Annotated in this window: 14 protein-coding genes and 1 pseudogene; 8 read left to right on the top strand and 7 right to left on the bottom strand. The window is 60.6% G+C overall.

What is annotated here, in order from left to right; genetic code table 11:
* Positions 1-37 precede the first annotated feature (37 nt).
* Positions 38-1552, bottom strand: a complete 1515-nt coding sequence (locus M8744_RS11980; RefSeq protein WP_251416861.1) for a malonate--CoA ligase — start codon at positions 1550-1552, stop codon at positions 38-40.
* Between the two features lie 106 nt (positions 1553-1658).
* On the opposite strand from M8744_RS11980, the gene M8744_RS11975 reads away from it, so the two are divergent.
* Complete coding sequence (locus M8744_RS11975) at positions 1659-2582, top strand: DMT family transporter (protein WP_251416856.1); 924 nt, start codon at positions 1659-1661, stop codon at positions 2580-2582.
* A gap of 64 nt (positions 2583-2646) precedes the next feature.
* On the opposite strand, the gene M8744_RS11970 is transcribed toward M8744_RS11975, so the two are convergent.
* The 5 genes from M8744_RS11970 to M8744_RS11950 all read right to left on the bottom strand — a co-directional run bounded on the left by M8744_RS11970 (position 2647) and on the right by M8744_RS11950 (position 7976).
* Positions 2647-3987, bottom strand: a complete 1341-nt coding sequence (locus M8744_RS11970; protein WP_251416853.1) for an NAD(P)/FAD-dependent oxidoreductase — start codon at positions 3985-3987, stop codon at positions 2647-2649.
* The gene (locus M8744_RS11965; RefSeq protein ID WP_251416848.1) at positions 3984-4802 is read right to left on the bottom strand and encodes an ABC transporter permease; all 819 of its coding nucleotides are present in this window, start codon (positions 4800-4802) and stop codon (positions 3984-3986) included. The genes M8744_RS11970 and M8744_RS11965 overlap by 4 nt, the downstream gene beginning before the upstream one ends.
* 3 nt (positions 4803-4805) lie before the next feature.
* Positions 4806-5696, bottom strand: coding sequence for an ABC transporter permease subunit (locus M8744_RS11960; RefSeq protein WP_251416843.1), 891 nt, complete (start codon positions 5694-5696; stop codon positions 4806-4808).
* 3 nt (positions 5697-5699) lie between these two features.
* Positions 5700-6824, bottom strand: coding sequence for an ABC transporter ATP-binding protein (locus tag M8744_RS11955; protein ID WP_251416830.1), 1125 nt, complete (start codon positions 6822-6824; stop codon positions 5700-5702).
* A 66-nt stretch (positions 6825-6890) separates the two neighbouring features.
* Positions 6891-7976 carry a polyamine ABC transporter substrate-binding protein gene (locus M8744_RS11950; protein WP_251416824.1) on the bottom strand — a complete coding sequence of 362 codons (1086 nt, stop codon included), beginning with the start codon at positions 7974-7976 and terminating at the stop codon, positions 6891-6893.
* A 146-nt stretch (positions 7977-8122) separates the two neighbouring features.
* Between M8744_RS11950 and M8744_RS11945 the strand changes: the two genes are divergently transcribed.
* Together M8744_RS11945 and M8744_RS11940 are read left to right on the top strand one after the other, a co-directional pair.
* The gene (locus M8744_RS11945; RefSeq protein ID WP_252409439.1) at positions 8123-8815 is read left to right on the top strand and encodes a GntR family transcriptional regulator; all 693 of its coding nucleotides are present in this window, start codon (positions 8123-8125) and stop codon (positions 8813-8815) included.
* A gap of 80 nt (positions 8816-8895) precedes the next feature.
* Positions 8896-10293, top strand: a complete 1398-nt coding sequence (locus M8744_RS11940; protein ID WP_251416811.1) for an aspartate aminotransferase family protein — start codon at positions 8896-8898, stop codon at positions 10291-10293.
* A 100-nt stretch (positions 10294-10393) separates the two neighbouring features.
* Here M8744_RS11940 and M8744_RS11935 read toward each other — a convergent pair whose 3' ends face one another.
* A complete protein-coding gene (locus tag M8744_RS11935) occupies positions 10394-11578 on the bottom strand; it encodes a M24 family metallopeptidase (RefSeq protein ID WP_251416805.1) in 1185 nt (394 codons plus the stop codon).
* 258 nt (positions 11579-11836) lie between these two features.
* Between M8744_RS11935 and M8744_RS11930 the strand changes: the two genes are divergently transcribed.
* The 5 genes and pseudogenes from M8744_RS11930 to M8744_RS11910 all read left to right on the top strand — a co-directional run bounded on the left by M8744_RS11930 (position 11837) and on the right by M8744_RS11910 (position 17466).
* A complete protein-coding gene (locus tag M8744_RS11930) occupies positions 11837-12937 on the top strand; it encodes an ABC transporter ATP-binding protein (RefSeq protein ID WP_251416784.1) in 1101 nt (366 codons plus the stop codon).
* A 113-nt stretch (positions 12938-13050) separates the two neighbouring features.
* Positions 13051-14160 (top strand): extracellular solute-binding protein, encoded by a 1110-nt coding sequence (locus tag M8744_RS11925; protein WP_251416777.1) that lies wholly within the window; start codon positions 13051-13053, stop codon positions 14158-14160.
* 89 nt (positions 14161-14249) lie between these two features.
* On the top strand, positions 14250-15830 hold the full coding sequence (locus M8744_RS11920) for an ABC transporter permease (RefSeq protein ID WP_251416772.1): 1581 nt from the start codon (positions 14250-14252) through the stop codon (positions 15828-15830).
* A gap of 14 nt (positions 15831-15844) precedes the next feature.
* A pseudogene (locus tag M8744_RS11915) lies at positions 15845-16690 on the top strand (ABC transporter permease); the annotation flags it as partial.
* Complete coding sequence (locus M8744_RS11910) at positions 16690-17466, top strand: SDR family NAD(P)-dependent oxidoreductase (protein WP_251416759.1); 777 nt, start codon at positions 16690-16692, stop codon at positions 17464-17466. The pseudogene M8744_RS11915 and the gene M8744_RS11910, both read left to right, overlap by 1 nt.
* The last annotated feature ends 1 nt before the right edge of the window (position 17467 follow it).

Here is a 17467-nt window from a genome sequence, read left to right as displayed (position 1 = left end):
AGCCCGTCAGGCCGGGCGATCGTCACCGGAAAAGGCCCTAACCTTGGGTGAATAGCCCCTGGTACGCGTCGCGCAGCACGTTTTTCTGCACCTTGCCCATCGTGTTTCGCGGCAGGGAATCGACGACGACCAACTTGCGCGGATGCTTGAACCGCGCCAGCGCATCATGAAGGCTGGCCATGATCGCGTCTGTATCGGGTTCTTGCCCCGGGCGGCGCGCCAGAACACCCACGGGCGTTTCCCCGAAATCGGGGTGCGGCACGCCGATCACCGCCGATTCCAGCACACCTTGGGCCTCGTCCAGAACCAGCTCGATTTCCTTGGGATAGATGTTGTAGCCGCCGGAAATGATCAGGTCCTTGCCGCGGCCCACGATAGTGACATACCCATCGGCATCGACAAACCCAAGGTCGCCTGTGATGAAAAAGCCGTTGTCGCGCAGCTCCTCTGCGGTCTTTTCGGGCATCTGCCAATAGCCTTTGAACACGTTGGGGCCGCGCACCTCGATCGTGCCGATTTCGCCCTGCGGCAGTTCGTTTCCGGCCTCGTCGCACACGCGCAGTTCGACGCCCGGCAAGGGATAGCCGACAGTGCCCGCTCGGCGGTCGCCGTCATAGGGGTTGGACGTGTTCATGTTGGTTTCGGTCATGCCGTAGCGTTCAAGGATGCGATGGCCTGTGCGCGCTTCGAATTCACGGTGTGTCTCGGCCAGCAGCGGCGCAGACCCGGAGATGAAAAGCCGCATGTTCCCTGCAACCTCTGCGGTGAAGTCGTCGCGGTCCAGCAAGCGGGTGTAAAAGGTGGGCACCCCCATCATCACGGTGGCGCGCGGCATGTCGCGGACTACCGTCTCAGCATCGAAGGCGGGGTAGAACATCATCTGCGCACCCGAGGCCAGGCAGATATTCGTCGCCACGAACAGCCCGTGTGTGTGAAAGATGGGCAGCGCGTGCAACAGCACATCATCCGCTGAAAAGCGCCAATAATCGGTCAGAACCTGCGCGTTCGAAAGCAGGTTGCCCTGTGTCAGCATCGCGCCCTTGGATCGCCCCGTCGTGCCCGAGGTGTAAAGGAAGGCGGCCAGATCGTCGTGGTCGCGCGCAACGGTATCGAAGCTCTCGGGGTGGCCCGCCGAAAGATCGGCAAAACTGCCGCTGCCGTCAGCGTTCAGCGTTTCTTGCCGTGTACCCGCCTTGCCGGATACGGGGGCCAGCGCCTCGGCATCATTGCCGTCACACAGGAACAGGCGCGCACCGCTGTTTTCCAGGAAATAGGCCACCTCGGCCGGTGTGTAGGCGGTGTTGAGCGGAAGAAAGATCACGCCGGTTTGCGCACAGGCGGCGTAAACGGCCAAGGCTCGCGGCGATTTCGCGATCTGCACGGCCAGGCGGTCGCCCGGTTGCAGGCCAGACCGCACGATCTGGTGGGCAAATCGCGCGGTCATGCGCAGGAAGGCGTCATGTGTGAGCGTGCTGCCATCGGGAAGATGCAGGAACACGGTGTCGCGGCCTGCGTGTTGTCCGAAAAGCGTGTCGTAAAGCGGATTGGCCATCTGGTCCCTCTTGTCGGTTTGATGTTTACTGCCACAAGGGTACGGGCCGGTCCAGCGGCCTGTCATCGGGCCTTGCCGCCCTTTTCTGACATTCAGGGTTTGGGCCATGCAGCCGATCAAGGGCATCTTTTTCAAACTTGGGTCGGTGACGCTGTTCATCGTGATGTCATCGTTGATCAAGGCCAGCGCTGATCACGTGCCGCCGGGCGAGGCGGTGTTTTTCCGCTCGTTTTTTGCTATTCCGGTGATTTTTGCCTGGCTGTGGGTGCGCGGCGATCTGGCCACGGGGTTGCGGGTGAAATCACGCCTGGCGCATTTCTGGCGCGGCTTCGTGGGCACCTGCGCGATGGGGTTGATGTTTGCCGGGTTGGGCGTGTTGCCACTGCCCGAGGTTACCGCCATCAGCTATGCCGCGCCGCTGCTGACCGTCATATTCGCCGCCATGTTATTGGGCGAAGAGGTGCGCGCCTTTCGCCTGGGGGCGGTGGCGTTGGGCATGGCAGGCGTGTTGATCGTGCTGTCGCCCCGCCTGACCGTGTTCGCGGGTGAAGAGGTGGCAAAAGCCGAAGCGCTGGGTGCGATGCTTGTGTTGATGGGCGCGGTCTGCGCCGCGCTGGCGCAGATCTACGTGCGCAACCTGGTCAAGACCGAGCAGACATCGGCCATCGTGTTCTATTTCTCGCTGACTTCAACAATCCTGGCGTTGATGACGCTGCCCTTTGGCTGGGTCGTTCCGGCCCCGTCCGAGGCGGGGTTGCTGATCCTGGCGGGGTTGCTGGGCGGCACGGGGCAGATATTCTTGACCACGGCCTATCGTTACGCAGATGCCAGCGTGGTGGCGCCGTTCGATTATGCGTCGATGCTGATGGCAATATTGATAGGCTATTTCATCTTTGACGAGGTGCCGACCACGCAGATGCTGTTGGGCGCGGGCCTAGTGATACTGGCCGGTGTCGCCATTATCCTGCGCGAACACCAGTTGGGGTTGCGGCGCGGAAAAGCGCGCCAGGGCATGACGCCACAGGGATAAGCCGGGGAAGACTTCTCCGAGTTGAAAGCACATGTGCGCCGGGTGTTGCCTGGCAAAGTGAAAATCAGTGCAGGCGATCACGAACACCCGCTGCGGCGTAGATCGCGGGCATTAGGGCGCGGCGGAACCGCCCGAGTGGAAAGCGTTTGGCCGGGCCTTGCATCACCCGTGGATAGCGGCGCTGCGGGGCTTTGCCCAATGCCAGGTCGGCCAGAAGCGCGCCGGCATAACTGCCCATTGCCACCCCGTTTCCATGATAGGCAAAACCGGCAAAGGCGCCGGGCATGTTAGGGATCGGCCCGCAAAAGGGCACCAGCCCGGCGGACAGGCATACCATGCCCGACCAGTTGTATGGTGTTTCCACCTTGGCCCAGGCCGGGAACATCGCGTCGAAATGCGCCCGCGTGGTGCGTATTGCGGCCCGGTCGGCGCCAGCCGATGAGGTGAGCCCGCCACGCCGCCCGAAAAGGAAGCGGCCATCGGGCATCAAGCGGAAATAATGCAGCAGGTAGCGCGAATCGAACGCCATCTGTGCGCTTGTCCATCCTGCGGCCTGTTTCTCGTCTTCTGACAGGGGGCGCGTGACCAGCACGCTGGATTGCGCCGGCATATAGCGCGCCGCCATCCAGTCTGGCACGTTCTCGGAACTGTAGCCATTGGTGGCCAGTACAAGCCGCTTGGCCAGAACCCGACCCTTGGGCAGCCCAAGCCCGTGCGTATCGCTGCCCTCGGTGACGCTGGTCACGGGGCTTGTGCCGAACACACGCGCGCCGGCTGCCTCGGCAGCCTTCAGCAGCCCGGAAAGGTATTTCCTTGGATTCAGACCAAAGCCCAGCGGCACCGTGATTCCGCCGTGAAAGGGCCCCGAGAGGCCCAGCCCCTCCAAATCCTTTGCATCGTGCAGGGTCGGGGTGACGCCGTAATCACGGTTTACGTTGGCAGACCCTGTCTCGATTTCGCGCAAGGCGGCGGGGGAATGGGCGAGCAGGGTTTCGCCGTTGGAATGGGTGTCGGCGTTGATGCCATGTGTTTGCAGCAGGTCGTCGACCAGTTTTATGGCGTCCGCCTCGGTGCGGCGCCAGTCGGCCCGCGCGGGTTCACCGAACCGGCGGCGGAGCAGCGCGTCGTCAGCCTTGGCCCCACCCAGGCAGCAAAAGCCGCCGTTGCGCCCCGAGGCGCCCCAGCCGGGGTGTTGTGCGTCCAGCACGATCACATCCGCACCCGCCTTGGCCAGGTGCAGCGCTGCCGACAGCCCCGTGAAGCCCGCGCCGATCACGGCCACATCCGAGCGCAGATCGCCTGTGGCGGGGGGGCGCATCAGCGTTTCGTCCGGCACGGTTTCAGCCCAGTAACTGCCCTGCACCGGGGCGGGGCCATAGGCGTGGTCGGAAAAGATTCGCCTCATGCGGCGCGCGCGGCGGCTTGTGTGTCGCGCTGCTGTGCCAGCGATGCCCGCTTCGATATAAGCGAGGCGGCGACCACCCCGACTGTCACGATTGCGATCATGATCGTGGACAGCGCGTTGATTTCCGGGCTGACACCCAAACGCACGGCCGAAAAGATCTTGATCGGCAGGGTTGTTGCAGACGGACCTGCGGTAAAGGACGCGATCACGAGGTCATCAAGCGACAGGGTAAACGCCAACAGCCACCCCGAGATTACCGCGGGCGCGATGATAGGCAGCGTGACCAGTCGGAAGGCATGGAAGGGCGTGCAACCCAGATCGAGGGCGGCCTCTTCCAGTGACCGGTCGAAGCTGACAAGGCGCGAGGATACCACGACCGATACAAAGCACATCGAGAACGTGGTATGTGCCAGGATAATGGTCAGGATTCCCCGATCCAGGCCGATCCCGATGAACAGCAGCAGCAGCGACAGGCCGGTGATAACCTCGGGCATGACCAGCGGGGCATAGATCATGCCGGAAAACAGCGTGCGCCCGGCAAATCGCCCTGCCCGGACCAGCACCAGCGCCGCCATCGTTCCCAGAACCGTCGCGATGGTCGACGAGACCACGGCAACCTGCACGGTGACCCAGGCGGCATCGAGGAATGATTCATTTCCCAGCAGTTCGCCGTACCACTTGGTGCTGAACCCGGCCCATACCGTGACCAGCTTGGATTCATTGAAGCTGTAGGTGATCAGGATGATCATCGGCAGGTAGAGAAAGGCGAAGCCCAGTGTCAGCGCGGTGGCGTTGAACCATGTAAAGCGGCGCATGGTCTATCCCTCCCGCTCGCGCTGTTTCTGTTCGTTGCGCTGGAACAGGATGATCGGCACGATCAGGATCAGAAGCAGCACCACCGCCACGGCACTGGCCACGGGCCAGTCGCGGTTGTTGAAGAACTCCTCCCACAGGATCTTGCCGATCATCAGCGTGCCGGATCCGCCCAAGAGCGATGGAATGACGAATTCGCCGATGGTGGGGATGAACACCAAGAAACATCCCGCGATGATGCCCTGTTTCGACAGCGGGATCGTGATCAGCCAGAAGGCCGTCAGGCGCGAGCACCCCAGGTCTTCGGCAGCCTCAAGCAGCGCGCCATCCATCTTTTCAAGCGTGGCATAGATCGGCAGGATCATGAACGGCAGGTAGGTGTAGACAATGCCGATATAGACCGCGACATTCGTGTTCAGGATGGTAAGCGGCTGATCTATCAGCCCGATCCAAAGCAGGAACTGGTTCAACAGCCCCTCGGATGAAAGTATTCCCATCCACGAATAGACCCGGATCAGAAAGCTGGTCCAGAACGGCAAGATCACCAGCAGCATCAGGGTGGGCCGCCAGTGGTCGGGGGCCATGGCCATGCCATAGGCGATGGGGTAGCCCACCAAGAGAGTGAACAATGTCGCCAATCCCGCGATCTGGACCGAGGAAATATAGGCGCGCCAATACAGGTCATCGGTGGTCAGAAAGACGAAATTATCGAAATCCAGCCCTGCAAAGAACGTCTTTATGCCCTCCCACCCGGCGGAAAGGTCGAGCTGAGGCAGATAGGGCGGTCGCGCCAGGGCCACGTCGCTGAGGCTGATTTTCAAGACGATCAGGAAAGGCACCAGGAACAGCGCCAAAAGCCACAGGTAGGGGATGCCGATCAAAAGCCAGCGCCGCATGGGTCAGCCCTCCAAGAGAACGGGGGCGGTGTCCGTCCAGCTTAGCCAGACCCGATCTTCCCATGTCAGGCTGCGGCGTGACAGGCGACGGGTGTTGGCGATCTGCGCCTTCATCATCGTGCCATCGGCCAGTTGCACATGATAGGTGGACAGGTTGCCCAGATAGGCAATGTCGATGATCTGGCCTTGCACCCGGTTGGGGGCGTCAGCGGGCTCTTCCGCAGAGATCACGACCTTTTCCGGGCGCATGGCCAGAAAGCATTTCTGCCCCGGCGCAAAGGATTTTTCGGTTTTCACATGCAGCTTTGGCTGCCCCTCGGCCCAGGTGATGTCATAGCCATCGTCCCCGGGGTTGGCCGCGCCTTCGATGATGTTCACGTCACCGATGAAATCGGCCACGTAGACCGAGCTGGGCTGTTCGTAGATGACGGCGGGCGTGGCCACCTGCATGATGCGACCCTCGTCCATCACGGCGACGCGGCTTGCCACGGTCATCGCTTCTTCCTGGTCATGCGTGACGATAACGAAGGTCGTGCCGGTTTTTTCCTGGATATCCATCAGCTCGAACTGCGTTTCTTCGCGCAGCTTGGCATCCAGCGCCCCCAGCGGTTCATCCAGCAACAAGAGCTTGGGCGCCTTGGCGAGGCTGCGCGCCAGCGCCACGCGCTGCCGCTGACCGCCCGAAATCTGGTGCGGTTTGCGTTTCGCAAACCTGTCCAGCCGGGTCAGGCGCAGCATTTCCGATACGCGCACCTCGATCTGGTCTTTTGCCGTGCCTTCCCGTTTCAGTCCAAAAGCGATGTTTTCCCACACCGACAGGTGCGGAAACAGCGCGTATGACTGGAACATCATGTTGACCGGGCGCTTGTTCGGCGGAATGCCCGCCATGTCCTGCCCACCGATCAGGATCTGCCCTTCGCTGGGCGTTTCGAACCCTGCCAGCATACGCATCATTGTCGTCTTGCCGCAGCCCGACGGGCCCAGCAGGGCAAAGAATTCACGCGCGTAGATATCCTGGCTGAGATTGTCGATGGCGGTAAATTCGCCGAACCGCTTGGTCACACCCGTGAACTGGATCAGCGGTTTTTCTTCGGGGTCATCCCACGGGGAAAAGACTGTTGGTGCCATGCCGCTACCTGTCACGAAAAAAGGGGCCCGCGCAGGCTGTCCTGCGCGGGCTGGAATGGCACAGGCTCAGGTGCCGGACTTGATCTTGGTCCACAGACGCGTGACCACCCGCTGCACCCGGACGGGGTAGGGCGTGGTGGTAAAGGTGTTGTCCATCGCCGCGGGGGTGGGGTAGATCGCAGGATCGCCGATCACGTCCTCTGCGAGGAATTCCTGAGATGCCTCGTTGCCATTGGCGTAATAGACATAGTTCGACGCGGTGGCCATGTTCTGCGCATCCATGATGAAGTTCAGGAAAACATGCGCGCCCTCGGGGTTCGGCGCATCGACCGGGATGGCCATCTGGTCAAACCACATCTGGGCACCTTCGTCGGGCGCGTAGTAACTGATTTCGACGCCGTTATCGGCCTCGGCCGCGCGGTCGCGGGCTTGCAGCACGTCACCCGACCAGCCCACGGCCAGGCAGATTTCGCCATTGGCCAGCGCGTTGATGTATTCGCTGCTGTGGAATTTCTGGATATGGGGACGGATTGGCATCAGCACCTCTTCGGCGCGGGCGATCACGTCTGGGTCATGGCTGTCGGGGTCTTCACCCATGTAGTTCAGCGCAGCCGGAATCATCTCGGCCGGGGCGTCGAGCATGTGGATGCCGCATTCCGCCAGCTTTTCCGCGTTCTCGGGCTTGAAGATCAAGTCCCAGCTGGTGACCGGCGCATCCTCGCCCAGAATCTCGCGCACCTTGGGCTCGTTCACGCCCAGGCCGGTGGTGCCCCACATGTAGTTGATCGAGTATTCATTGCCGGGGTCGTATTTCGAGGTCCGGTCTGCGATCACATCCCACATGTTTTCAAGGTTCGGCAGTTTCGACTTGTCCAGCTTCTGGAACGCGCCGGCCGAAATCTGCCGTTGCAGGAAGGTGCCCGTAGGCACGACCACGTCATAGCCCGACCCACCGGCCAGCATCTTGGTTTCCAGCACCTCGTTGCTGTCGAATACGTCGTAAACCAGGTCAATCCCGGTTTCCTGTTCGAATTTTTCCAGCAGCGATTCGTCTATATAGTCGGACCAGTTGTAAACGCGCACCTCTTCGGCGGTTGCGGCAACGGCGGTCAGCGCGCAGGCGGCGGTCATGGTAGCCAGGCGTTTCATCATGTGTTTTCTCCCATCGGTCACGGGTCTGTCGCCCGTTGACCTGAATTTGATCATATCTTGTCGCACCGGACAATGTAGAAACTTTTCCACGACGCCGCTAAACTCGCAAGGGAGCGTGCAAAACAGCCGGGGGTTTTCCCGAAAAGATGAATGATATGGCCCAGAAAACAGGCGAGCAGCCCGGCGGTGGCGCGCGTATGCCCGCACACCAGTTGATCTATGGAGAACTGCGCGAGTTGATCCTTTTCGGTGAAATCGCGCCGGGCGAGGCCGTGACGATCCAGGGGCTGTGTACCCGTCTGGATGCCGGGATGACGCCCGTGCGCGAGGCGATCCGCCGCCTGATTTCCGAAGGCGCGCTGGAATTCCAGGGAAATCGCCGCGTTTGCGTGCCGTATCTGACGCCCGCCCGGGTGGCCGAGATCATCTTTGCCCGTCAATGGCTGGAAGCGCGTCTGGCACTGCGCGCGGCCGAACGGGCCACGGCCGATGACCTGCAAGACCTGGCCCGGATCGACAGCGCGCTGGACCGCGCCATCGAAAGGGGCGAGTTGCACGCCTATTTGCGGCAGAATTACCTGTTCCACCAAAAGATCTACCAGATCGCCGATGCCCCCATCCTGTCGGAGATGGCCGAAAGGTTGTGGCTGCGGTTCGGTCCCTCGTTGCGGGTGATGATCGGCCGTGTCGGCACCCAGAACCAGCCGGATAAACACCGCGCGCTGATGGATTGTATCCGCACCGGCGACGCCGAAGGCGCGGCACGCGCCATGCGCGAGGACATGTTGCAAGGCATGGAGCAGATCCGCGCCATGCTGGAGCGAGGCCCCGTTACCTGATTCGATTGACAGTGGTGAATTTGATCATATTCTGACCTGAACGTATGAACAAAGCTCCTTCCCGTCAGTTCGAGGCCGCAATGACACAGATTACCAATCACATGCCCACCGCCGAATTGCAGGCGCTGGACGCTGCCCACCACATGCACCCGTTCACCACCCAGGATGAGCTGGCCGGGCGCGGCGCGCGCGTCATCACTCGGGCCGAAGGGGTTTGGATTCACGACAGCGAGGGTAACAAGATCCTCGATGCCATGGCCGGGCTGTGGTGTGTGAACGTGGGCTACGGTCGTGACCGGATGGCCGATGTGGCGGCGCGCCAGATGCGCGAGCTGCCATACTACAATACTTTCTTCATGACGACGCATGTGCCCGCTATCGCGCTGGCTCAGAAACTTGCCGAACTGGCGCCGGGCGATTTGAACCACGTCTTCTTCGCCGGGTCCGGGTCCGAGGCGAATGACACCAACATTCGCATGGTCCGCACCTACTGGGCAGAGCTGGGGCAACCCGAGCGGTCGGTCATCATCAGCCGCAAGAACGCCTATCACGGGTCGTCGATGGGCAGCGGCAGCCTGGGTGGCATGGCGCCGATGCATGCGCAAGGTGGCCTGCCCATTCCCGGTATCCACCATATCGACCAGCCCAACTGGTGGGCCGAAGGCGGCAGCACCTCGCCCGAGGAATTCGGTCTGGAACGCGCGCGGCAACTTGAGAAAGCGATCCAGCAGATCGGCCCCGACAAGGTCGCGGCTTTCATTGCTGAACCTGTTCAGGGTGCCGGGGGGGTTATTGTTCCGCCAGACAGCTATTGGCCGGAAATTCGTCGGATCTGCGATGAATACGGTATCCTTCTTATCGCAGATGAGGTGATCTGCGGTTTCGGGCGGACCGGCAACTGGTTCGGTTCGCAAACCGTGGGCTGGCAACCCGATATCATGACCATCGCCAAGGGGCTTTCGTCGGGCTACCAGCCTATTGGCGGTTCGATCGTGTCTGACGCAGTCGCCGAGGTGATCGGCAAATGCGAGTTCAACCACGGCTACACCTATTCGGCGCATCCGGTCGCTGCAGCCGTGGCGCTGGAAAACCTGACCATCATGGAAGAGGAAAACATCGTCGAGCACGTGCGCGATGTGATCGGTCCCCACCTGGGCGCCAAGTGGGAGGCCCTGACCGAGCACCCGATGGTGGGCGAAGCCAAGATCGTGGGCATGATGGGGTCAATCGCGTTGACCCCGCATAAGGACAGCCGCGCGAGATTTGCTGCCGATCCGGGCACTGTCGGCTACATCACGCGGGAACGGTGCTTTGCCAACAACCTGGTGATGCGCCACGTTGGCGACCGCATGATCATAAGCCCGCCCTTGGTGATGCAGCCCGACGAGGCCGACATGCTGATCGAGCGCGCATGGAAATCGCTGGACGAGGCAATGGCCCAGGTAAAAGAACAAGGGTTGTGGGTGGCCGCAAGCTGACACTTGCCCCTTTGAAAAAGGCGTGTTTGCGTTAAATGCTGCGCCGCCGCCTGGCCAGTTATGGTGCAGCCCCTTGTTTCGGGGCTGCTTCAACCCGCCCTTATTCCTTGACGAAAAGCTGCCGGGGGCGATTGCAGAAAGTTTCGGCCGGCCCATCCTCGGTGATCAGGATCGATTCGGTGATCTCGATCCCCCAATTCTTCATCCACAGCCCCGGCATGAAATGGAATGTCATGCCCGGCTCCAGCACGGTTTCGTCCTCGGAACGCAGGGAAATCGTGCGCTCCCCCCAATCCGGCGGATAGCTCAGGCCAATGGGATAGCCGCAGCGCGCACCCCGTTCGATTCCTGCCTTGGTAAGTGCGGCGCCCAATGCCTCGGCGATGTCGCAGGCGCGGTTGCCGGCGCGCGCGGCGTCCAGCCCGGCTTCCAATCCTTCGATCAGCGCCTCTTCGGCGTGGCGCGCCGCGTCGGGCGGCGTTCCCAGCCAGACGGTGCGACAGAAGGGCGTGTGATACCGGCGGTAAACACCTGCCAGTTCGAAAAAGGTGCACTGTTCGTGCTGCATCTGGTCGCCATTCCAGGTGATATGCGGCGCGCTGGCATCCGCACCCGAGGGGCACATGGGCACGATGGCCGGGTAATCGCCCCAGTCGTCGCCCACCCCGGTCAGCGCATCATTATAGATGGCGGCAACCAGTTCGTTCTTACGCAGGCCCGGGCGGGCGCGAGCAATGGCGCCGTCAATCATGATCTCGGCGATACGCGCGGCACGGCGCATGAACCCGATCTCTTCATCCGATTTTATCGCACGCTGCCAGTTCACCAGCCCCGTGGCATCGACCAGGGTGGCGCGCGGCAGCGTTGCCTCAAGCGTCATATGCGCCTTGGCTGAATAGTAATAATTTTCCATCTCGACGCCGATTCGCGCCTGCTCGCCACCAAGTTCGGCAAGCAATTGGCCCAAGTGCTGCATGGCGTGGCGTTCGGTCGATTGCACGTAGTTATCGGGATAGGGGCGGATGCAGTCATCGCTCATCCACACGGTGCGGCGCGCGCCGTTGCCATCCATCCCGCGGCCCCACCAGATCGGGTCACCCTCGGGCAGAAGGATGACGCCCTGGTGCACGTAGAACGACCATCCGTCATAGGCGGTCAGCCACGCCATGTTGGACGGGTCGGTGACGAAAAGGATATCGACCCCCGCTTTTTCCATTGCCTTGCGGGTTTTCGCGATGCGCCGGGCATATTCCGACCGGCTGAACGGGATATCCTTGTCCGTCATGACGTCCTCTTACTGGTGATGGTAACAGGTGCGGTTGTGCCAAAAGCGATGTTCGGATTCTGGATGGAAAACGACCATGCACAGACGCTTTGCACCACTTTGGGGGGCATTTCCAAGTGTTGTGACGATGAAATGGGCAAATGCCACATAAATGGCCAATAAAATTGCAAGCACTGTTGCAACAAACGAAAAGTGGCGCTTAAATTGGGGAAAGAAAACAAGCGGCATAAGCCGTGCTCAAAAAAACGGGGAGCCACTTTGGCTGACACAAATCGTGAAGATGCGTTCGTGGTCTTTGACCGCGTGCAAAAGAGCTATGACGGCGAAACGCTCGTCGTCAAAGATCTGAACCTTTCCATGCCACGCGGCGAGTTCCTGACAATGTTGGGGCCGTCGGGCTCGGGCAAGACGACCTGTCTGATGATGTTGGCCGGTTTCGAAACCGCCACCCACGGTGAGATCCTGCTGGGTGGCCGCCCGATCAACAACATCCCGCCGCACAAGCGCGGCATCGGCATGGTGTTCCAGAATTACGCGCTGTTTCCGCATATGACCGTGGCGGAAAACCTGTCTTTCCCGCTCGAAGTGCGCGGCATCGGCAAGTCCGAGCGCGAGGAAAAGATCAAGGGCGCGCTGGAACGGGTGCAGATGGGGGATTTCGGCGGCCGCCGCCCTGCACAGCTTTCGGGTGGCCAGCAGCAGCGCGTTGCATTGGCCCGTGCGCTGGTGTTCGAACCCGAACTGGTGCTGATGGACGAACCGCTGGGCGCGCTGGACAAACAGCTGCGTGAGACGCTGCAATTCGAGATTACGCACCTGGCGCACGAGCTGGGTATCACCACAGTCTACGTGACCCATGATCAGACCGAGGCGCTGACGATGTCAGACCGTGTCGCGGTATTCGATGATGGTATGATCCAGCAGCTTGCCTCGCCCGACAAGCTTTACGAAGAGCCGCAAAACAGCTTTGTCGCGCAGTTCATCGGTGAGAATAACACGCTCGAGGGCGTGGTAACCGAGATCAGGGGCGACCTGTGCGAAATTCGCCTGGATAACGGCGAGATCATCGACGCCAAGCCGGTGAACGTCTCGAAGGTCGGAGAGCGCACGCGCATGTCGATCCGCCCCGAACGGGTCGAAATGAACAAGGAGCGCCTCCAGGAAGGGGCGCACACGCTCAAGGCCGAGGTGCTGGAGTTCATCTACATGGGTGACATTTTCCGCACGCGGCTGCGGGTTGCGGGCAATGATGATTTCATAATCAAGACCCGTAACGCCCCCGATCAGTTGCGCCTGAAGCCGGGCGAAAAGATCGAAATCGGCTGGCTACCTTCTGATTGCCGCGCGCTTGATGCGTGAAGCCGTATTAGTCGCGCGCGGCATGACCGTCGCGCGTGGCCTTGGGATCGCAAGCGAGGCCGGCGCCGCGACCCACAAAGCAAATGTCCGGACCAAAAACAGGGAGCTCTTCAATGAAGCTTAAAACCACGTTACTTGCCACTTCGGTGCTGACCATGTTCGGTGGTGTCGCATCCGCACAGATGGCCAATGACATGACGATCGTATCCTGGGGCGGGGCTTATCAGAACAGCCAGCTCAAGGCATATGTAGAGCCCTACCAGGAGATGAACCCCGATGTTTCCGTGGTCTGGGATGAAAGCTCGGCCGAGGCCGTGGCCAAGCTGCGCGCCCAGGACGAAGCGGGCAACCTGACCTGGGATCTGGTCGATGTGACCGCCGCCGACGCCATGCGCCTGTGCGACGAAGGCCTTGCAATGGAAGTCGACCATGACGAAATCCTCGCCCCGGCACCCGATGGGACACCGGCCAGCGAAGATTTTGGCGACATGATCGTCAGCGACTGCTTCATTCCGCAGATCGCCTATTCCTACACGTTCGGCTATCGCAACGACGTGGCCGAGTGGAACGGCAACGAACCCACCGAGATCTGCGACGTGTTTGACCTGGAAACCTTCCCGGGCAAGCGTAGCCTTGAGCGCCGTCCGCACAACAACATGGAATGGGCCCTGATCTGCGACGGCGTGCCGCGCGATGAGGTCTATGACACGCTCGAAACGTCGGAAGGCCAGGATCGCGCTCTTGCCAAGCTGGACGAGATCAAGGACCAGACCATCTGGTGGACGGCAGGTGCAGATACGCCCCAGCTTCTTGCCGATGGCGAGATCGTATTTGGTTCGACCTACAACGGCCGCCTGTTCAGCTTGATCGTCGAACAGGACCAGCCCGTGAGCATGATGTGGGACAGCCAGTCCTACGACCTGGACGGCTGGATCATACCCGCTGGCCTCGAAGAAGATCGCCTCGCACGGGTGTTGGATTTCCTCTACTTTGCGACTGACACGCAGCGTCTGGCCGATCAGGCGAAATACATCTCGTACGGCCCGGCCCGCAAATCGTCGGCCCCGCTTGTCAGCGATCATGCCGAACTGGGAATCGCAATGGGGCCGCATATGCCGACCAACCCGGAAAACGCGGTCAACTCCTTCGTGCAGAACTACGAATGGTGGGCTGACTACCGCGACGATCTTGACTCGAAGTTCCAGGCTTGGCTGGCGCGCTGAGTTTTTGAGTTGAAAGACCAGAGGGGCCCCTTATCGGGGGCCTCTCCGCACCGGCCCCGTCAAGAGGGCGACAGAAAACAGGGAATATGATGTCAGATCAGAGCCTGACCAGCAGCGCCGCTGCGCCGACACCGTCCAACGGCCCGATGCTTGCCGCTGACGGAACGCCGCTCAAGAAATCGCTCAACCGGGCCCTGCGACGCCAAAAGACGCGCGCGCTGATGCTGATTGCGCCGCTCTTGATCTTTATTCTCGTGACCTTCATCGCGCCGATCGCGGACATGCTGTTCCGTTCGGTCGAAAACCAGATCGTCTCGGAAACCCTGCCGCGCACTGTTGTTGCCATTAATGAGTGGGAGCCCGAGGAAACGCCCTTGCCGCCCAACGATGCGTTCGAGGCGATTTACCGCGACATCTTCGTCGCCGCCGAAGAAAAGACCCATACCCGGCTTGGCTCACGCCTGAATTATGAAACCACCGGGATTTCTTCACTATTTCGCAAGTCCGGCCGGGCCGTGGACGATGTGGGTGAGCGGTATGTCGATGCCATTTCCGACGCGCTGCCCGACTGGAAAGGTGCCGGCCCTTGGGCGGTTCTGGGTGACGCTGCTCATCCGGCCTTGCCCGGCTACAACGATGCCTGGAAAGATTTTGCACGTGTGAGCACCGCCAGCGGCGATGATCCCGCAACGGAAAAGCCTTGGGAATTGCTTTTCGTGGCGCTTGCCGAAGAGCTGCGCGCCGGTGCGCTGAACGAATATGATGGCCCGCTTGGCACCGAGCTGGCGCAACTTTCCACCGCGCTCGAACCCGTTGCACCTGTAGATTACCGGGCCGCGATGGTCGAAGTCGACGAAGATTGGGAAGATCCTGATATATGGGCCACCATCAAGACCTATGCCCCGCCGTTTACGCCGGGTTATTTCCTGAATGCCGCCGACATGAAGTACTCGGCCGACGGGATCGAGGTTAAGCAGGAATCGGAACGTCTCTATGGGATGTTGTTCCAGCGCACGCTTTTGATGTCGCTCACGATTACCCTCGCGACCATCTTGCTGGGCTACCCGGTGGCCTTTCTCATGGCCAATCTGCCGATGCGGATATCGAACCTGTTGATGATCTTTGTCCTGTTGCCCTTCTGGACATCGCTTCTTGTGCGCACGTCAGCCTGGAAGGTGTTGTTGCAGCAAGAGGGTGTAATCAACGACCTTCTGGTCTGGATCGGATTGATCGCCGATGACGGGAGATTGGTGATGATCAACAACGCCACCGGCACGATCATCGCTATGACGCACATCTTGCTGCCGTTCATGATCTTGCCGCTTTATTCGGTGATGCAGACGATTCCGCCATCATATGTCCGTGCGGCCAAATCTCTTGGCGCAACGAACTGGACAGCCTTCTGGCGGGTCTATTTCCCGCAATCCGTGCCGGGAATCGGGGCCGGGTCGATCCTCGTGTTCATCGTTGCCATCGGCTATTACATCACACCCGAACTGGTGGGGGGCACCACTGGCGTGTTCATCTCGAACCGGATCGCCTATCACATTTCCACCTCGCTCAACTGGGGTCTGGCCGCTGCGCTGGGTTCGATCTTGCTGGTGGTCGTGCTGATACTTTATTGGACCTACGATCGTATCGTGGGCATCGACAACGTGAAGCTGGGGTAACGAACATGGCTGCTCTTCCTCCTTACACGACCCTGGGTCAACGGATCTGGCACTACACTTTTCGGACGATCGTGGGCCTTGTCCTGTTCTTCCTGATTGCGCCGATCCTCGTGATCATTCCACTCAGCTTCAACGCCGAGAATTTCTTTACCTATACGCCGGGTATGCTGGCGCTGGACTCCGAGGCGTATTCGCTGAAGCACTACCGGGATTTCTTTAATAATTCCGACTGGCAACAGGCGATGCGCAACTCGCTCATGATCGCCCCGGCGGCGACGCTGATTTCGGTCGGCCTTGGAACGCTGGCGGCAATCGGGCTGTCACAATCGCATGTGCCATTTCGGCGTGCGATCATGGCAATCCTGATTTCGCCGATGATCGTTCCGCTGATCATTTCCGCCGCGGGGATGTATTTCTTTTATTCGCGGGTCGGTTTGCAAGGCACCTATCTTGGCGTTGTTCTGGGCCACGCGGCGCTGGGTATTCCTTTCGTCATCATCACTGTCACCGCCACGCTCGTGGGATTTGATCGTTCGCTTACCCGCGCGGCGGCCAACATGGGGGCCAACCCGGTGACCACCTTCTTTCGGGTGCAGATGCCCCTGATCTTGCCCGGCGTCATTTCGGGGGGGCTGTTTGCTTTCATCACCTCGTTCGATGAGGTGGTCGTGGTTCTTTTCGTCGGGTCGGCAGGACAAAAAACCCTTCCCTGGCAAATGTTTATCGGTCTGCGCGAGCAGATATCGCCGACCATCCTTGCTGTTGCGACCATCCTTGTGGCCTTGTCGATCATGTTGTTGACGACGGTCGAATTGTTGCGGCGCCGTTCAGAGCGGTTGCGCGGTATAAGTCCAGGCTGATGCGCATCGAGGGAACCACGGCCATTGTCACGGGGGGCGCGCAGGGCATCGGCGCGGCCTTGGTGCGCGCGCTCAAGGATGCGGGTGCGGCCAAGGTGATCAGCGCCGATCTGCACCCCCATGACACGGATGGCGCGGATGAATGCCTGACATGCGACGTGTCGCGCCAGGACCAGATCGAAGCGATGATCGACCACGTCGAAGCCACCCACGGGCCGGTGGGTTTGATGTGTTCGAACGCCGGTATCCTTACGGGCAAGGACAGCACGTTCGACAACATCGCCTTTGCCGATGCGCAGGTGTGGGACCAGGCATGGGCCGTCAACGTCATGGCCCATGTGCACGCAGCCAGGTATCTGATTCCAAAGATGAAATCGCGGGGCGGAGGGTATTTTCTGCACACCGCTTCGGCCGCTGGTTTGCTGAACCAGGTGGGAAGTGCGGTTTATGGCGTGACGAAACACGCCGCCGTCGGTTTTGCCGAGGCTCTGGCCTTTGGCCATCGGGATGATGGCATTGGGGTCAGTGTCCTGTGTCCGCAAGGGGTCGATACCGAGATGGTGCGCGATGCCAAGAACAACCCGGCCGTTCTGGATGGTGTTCTGCCCCCCGCGCAGGTGGCGCAGGAATGTATAGAGGCGATTGAAAACAAACGATTTCTCGTATTGCCGCACAAGGAGGTTGCACAATACATGCAGGTGAAGGCAAATGACTATGACCGCTGGATCGGCGGCATGGCGCGCCTTCAACGCGTGATGAAAACCCAAGGCGAGTGAC

Origin of the sequence: Lutimaribacter degradans, from assembly GCF_023703375.1 — a bacterium.
Classification (GTDB): domain Bacteria; phylum Pseudomonadota; class Alphaproteobacteria; order Rhodobacterales; family Rhodobacteraceae; genus Lutimaribacter; species Lutimaribacter degradans.
Note: the sequence above shows the minus strand (reverse complement) of the source record. Positions and strands in the feature narration are given on the sequence as shown.

Bases quoted from the DNA above. Each gene is read 5' to 3' on its own strand.
- M8744_RS11980 (WP_251416861.1), bottom strand. From the start codon at position 1,552: ATGGCCAATCCGCTTTACGACACGCTTTTCGGACAACACGCAGGCCGC.
- M8744_RS11975 (WP_251416856.1), top strand. From the start codon at position 1,659: ATGCAGCCGATCAAGGGCATCTTTTTCAAACTTGGGTCGGTGACGCTG.
- M8744_RS11970 (WP_251416853.1), bottom strand. From the start codon at position 3,987: ATGAGGCGAATCTTTTCCGACCACGCCTATGGCCCCGCCCCGGTGCAG.
- M8744_RS11965 (WP_251416848.1), bottom strand. From the start codon at position 4,802: ATGCGCCGCTTTACATGGTTCAACGCCACCGCGCTGACACTGGGCTTC.
- M8744_RS11960 (WP_251416843.1), bottom strand. From the start codon at position 5,696: ATGCGGCGCTGGCTTTTGATCGGCATCCCCTACCTGTGGCTTTTGGCG.
- M8744_RS11955 (WP_251416830.1), bottom strand. From the start codon at position 6,824: ATGGCACCAACAGTCTTTTCCCCGTGGGATGACCCCGAAGAAAAACCG.
- M8744_RS11950 (WP_251416824.1), bottom strand. From the start codon at position 7,976: ATGATGAAACGCCTGGCTACCATGACCGCCGCCTGCGCGCTGACCGCC.
- M8744_RS11945 (WP_252409439.1), top strand. From the start codon at position 8,123: ATGAATGATATGGCCCAGAAAACAGGCGAGCAGCCCGGCGGTGGCGCG.
- M8744_RS11940 (WP_251416811.1), top strand. From the start codon at position 8,896: ATGACACAGATTACCAATCACATGCCCACCGCCGAATTGCAGGCGCTG.
- M8744_RS11935 (WP_251416805.1), bottom strand. From the start codon at position 11,578: ATGACGGACAAGGATATCCCGTTCAGCCGGTCGGAATATGCCCGGCGC.
- M8744_RS11925 (WP_251416777.1), top strand. From the start codon at position 13,051: ATGAAGCTTAAAACCACGTTACTTGCCACTTCGGTGCTGACCATGTTC.
- M8744_RS11920 (WP_251416772.1), top strand. From the start codon at position 14,250: ATGTCAGATCAGAGCCTGACCAGCAGCGCCGCTGCGCCGACACCGTCC.
- M8744_RS11910 (WP_251416759.1), top strand. From the start codon at position 16,690: ATGCGCATCGAGGGAACCACGGCCATTGTCACGGGGGGCGCGCAGGGC.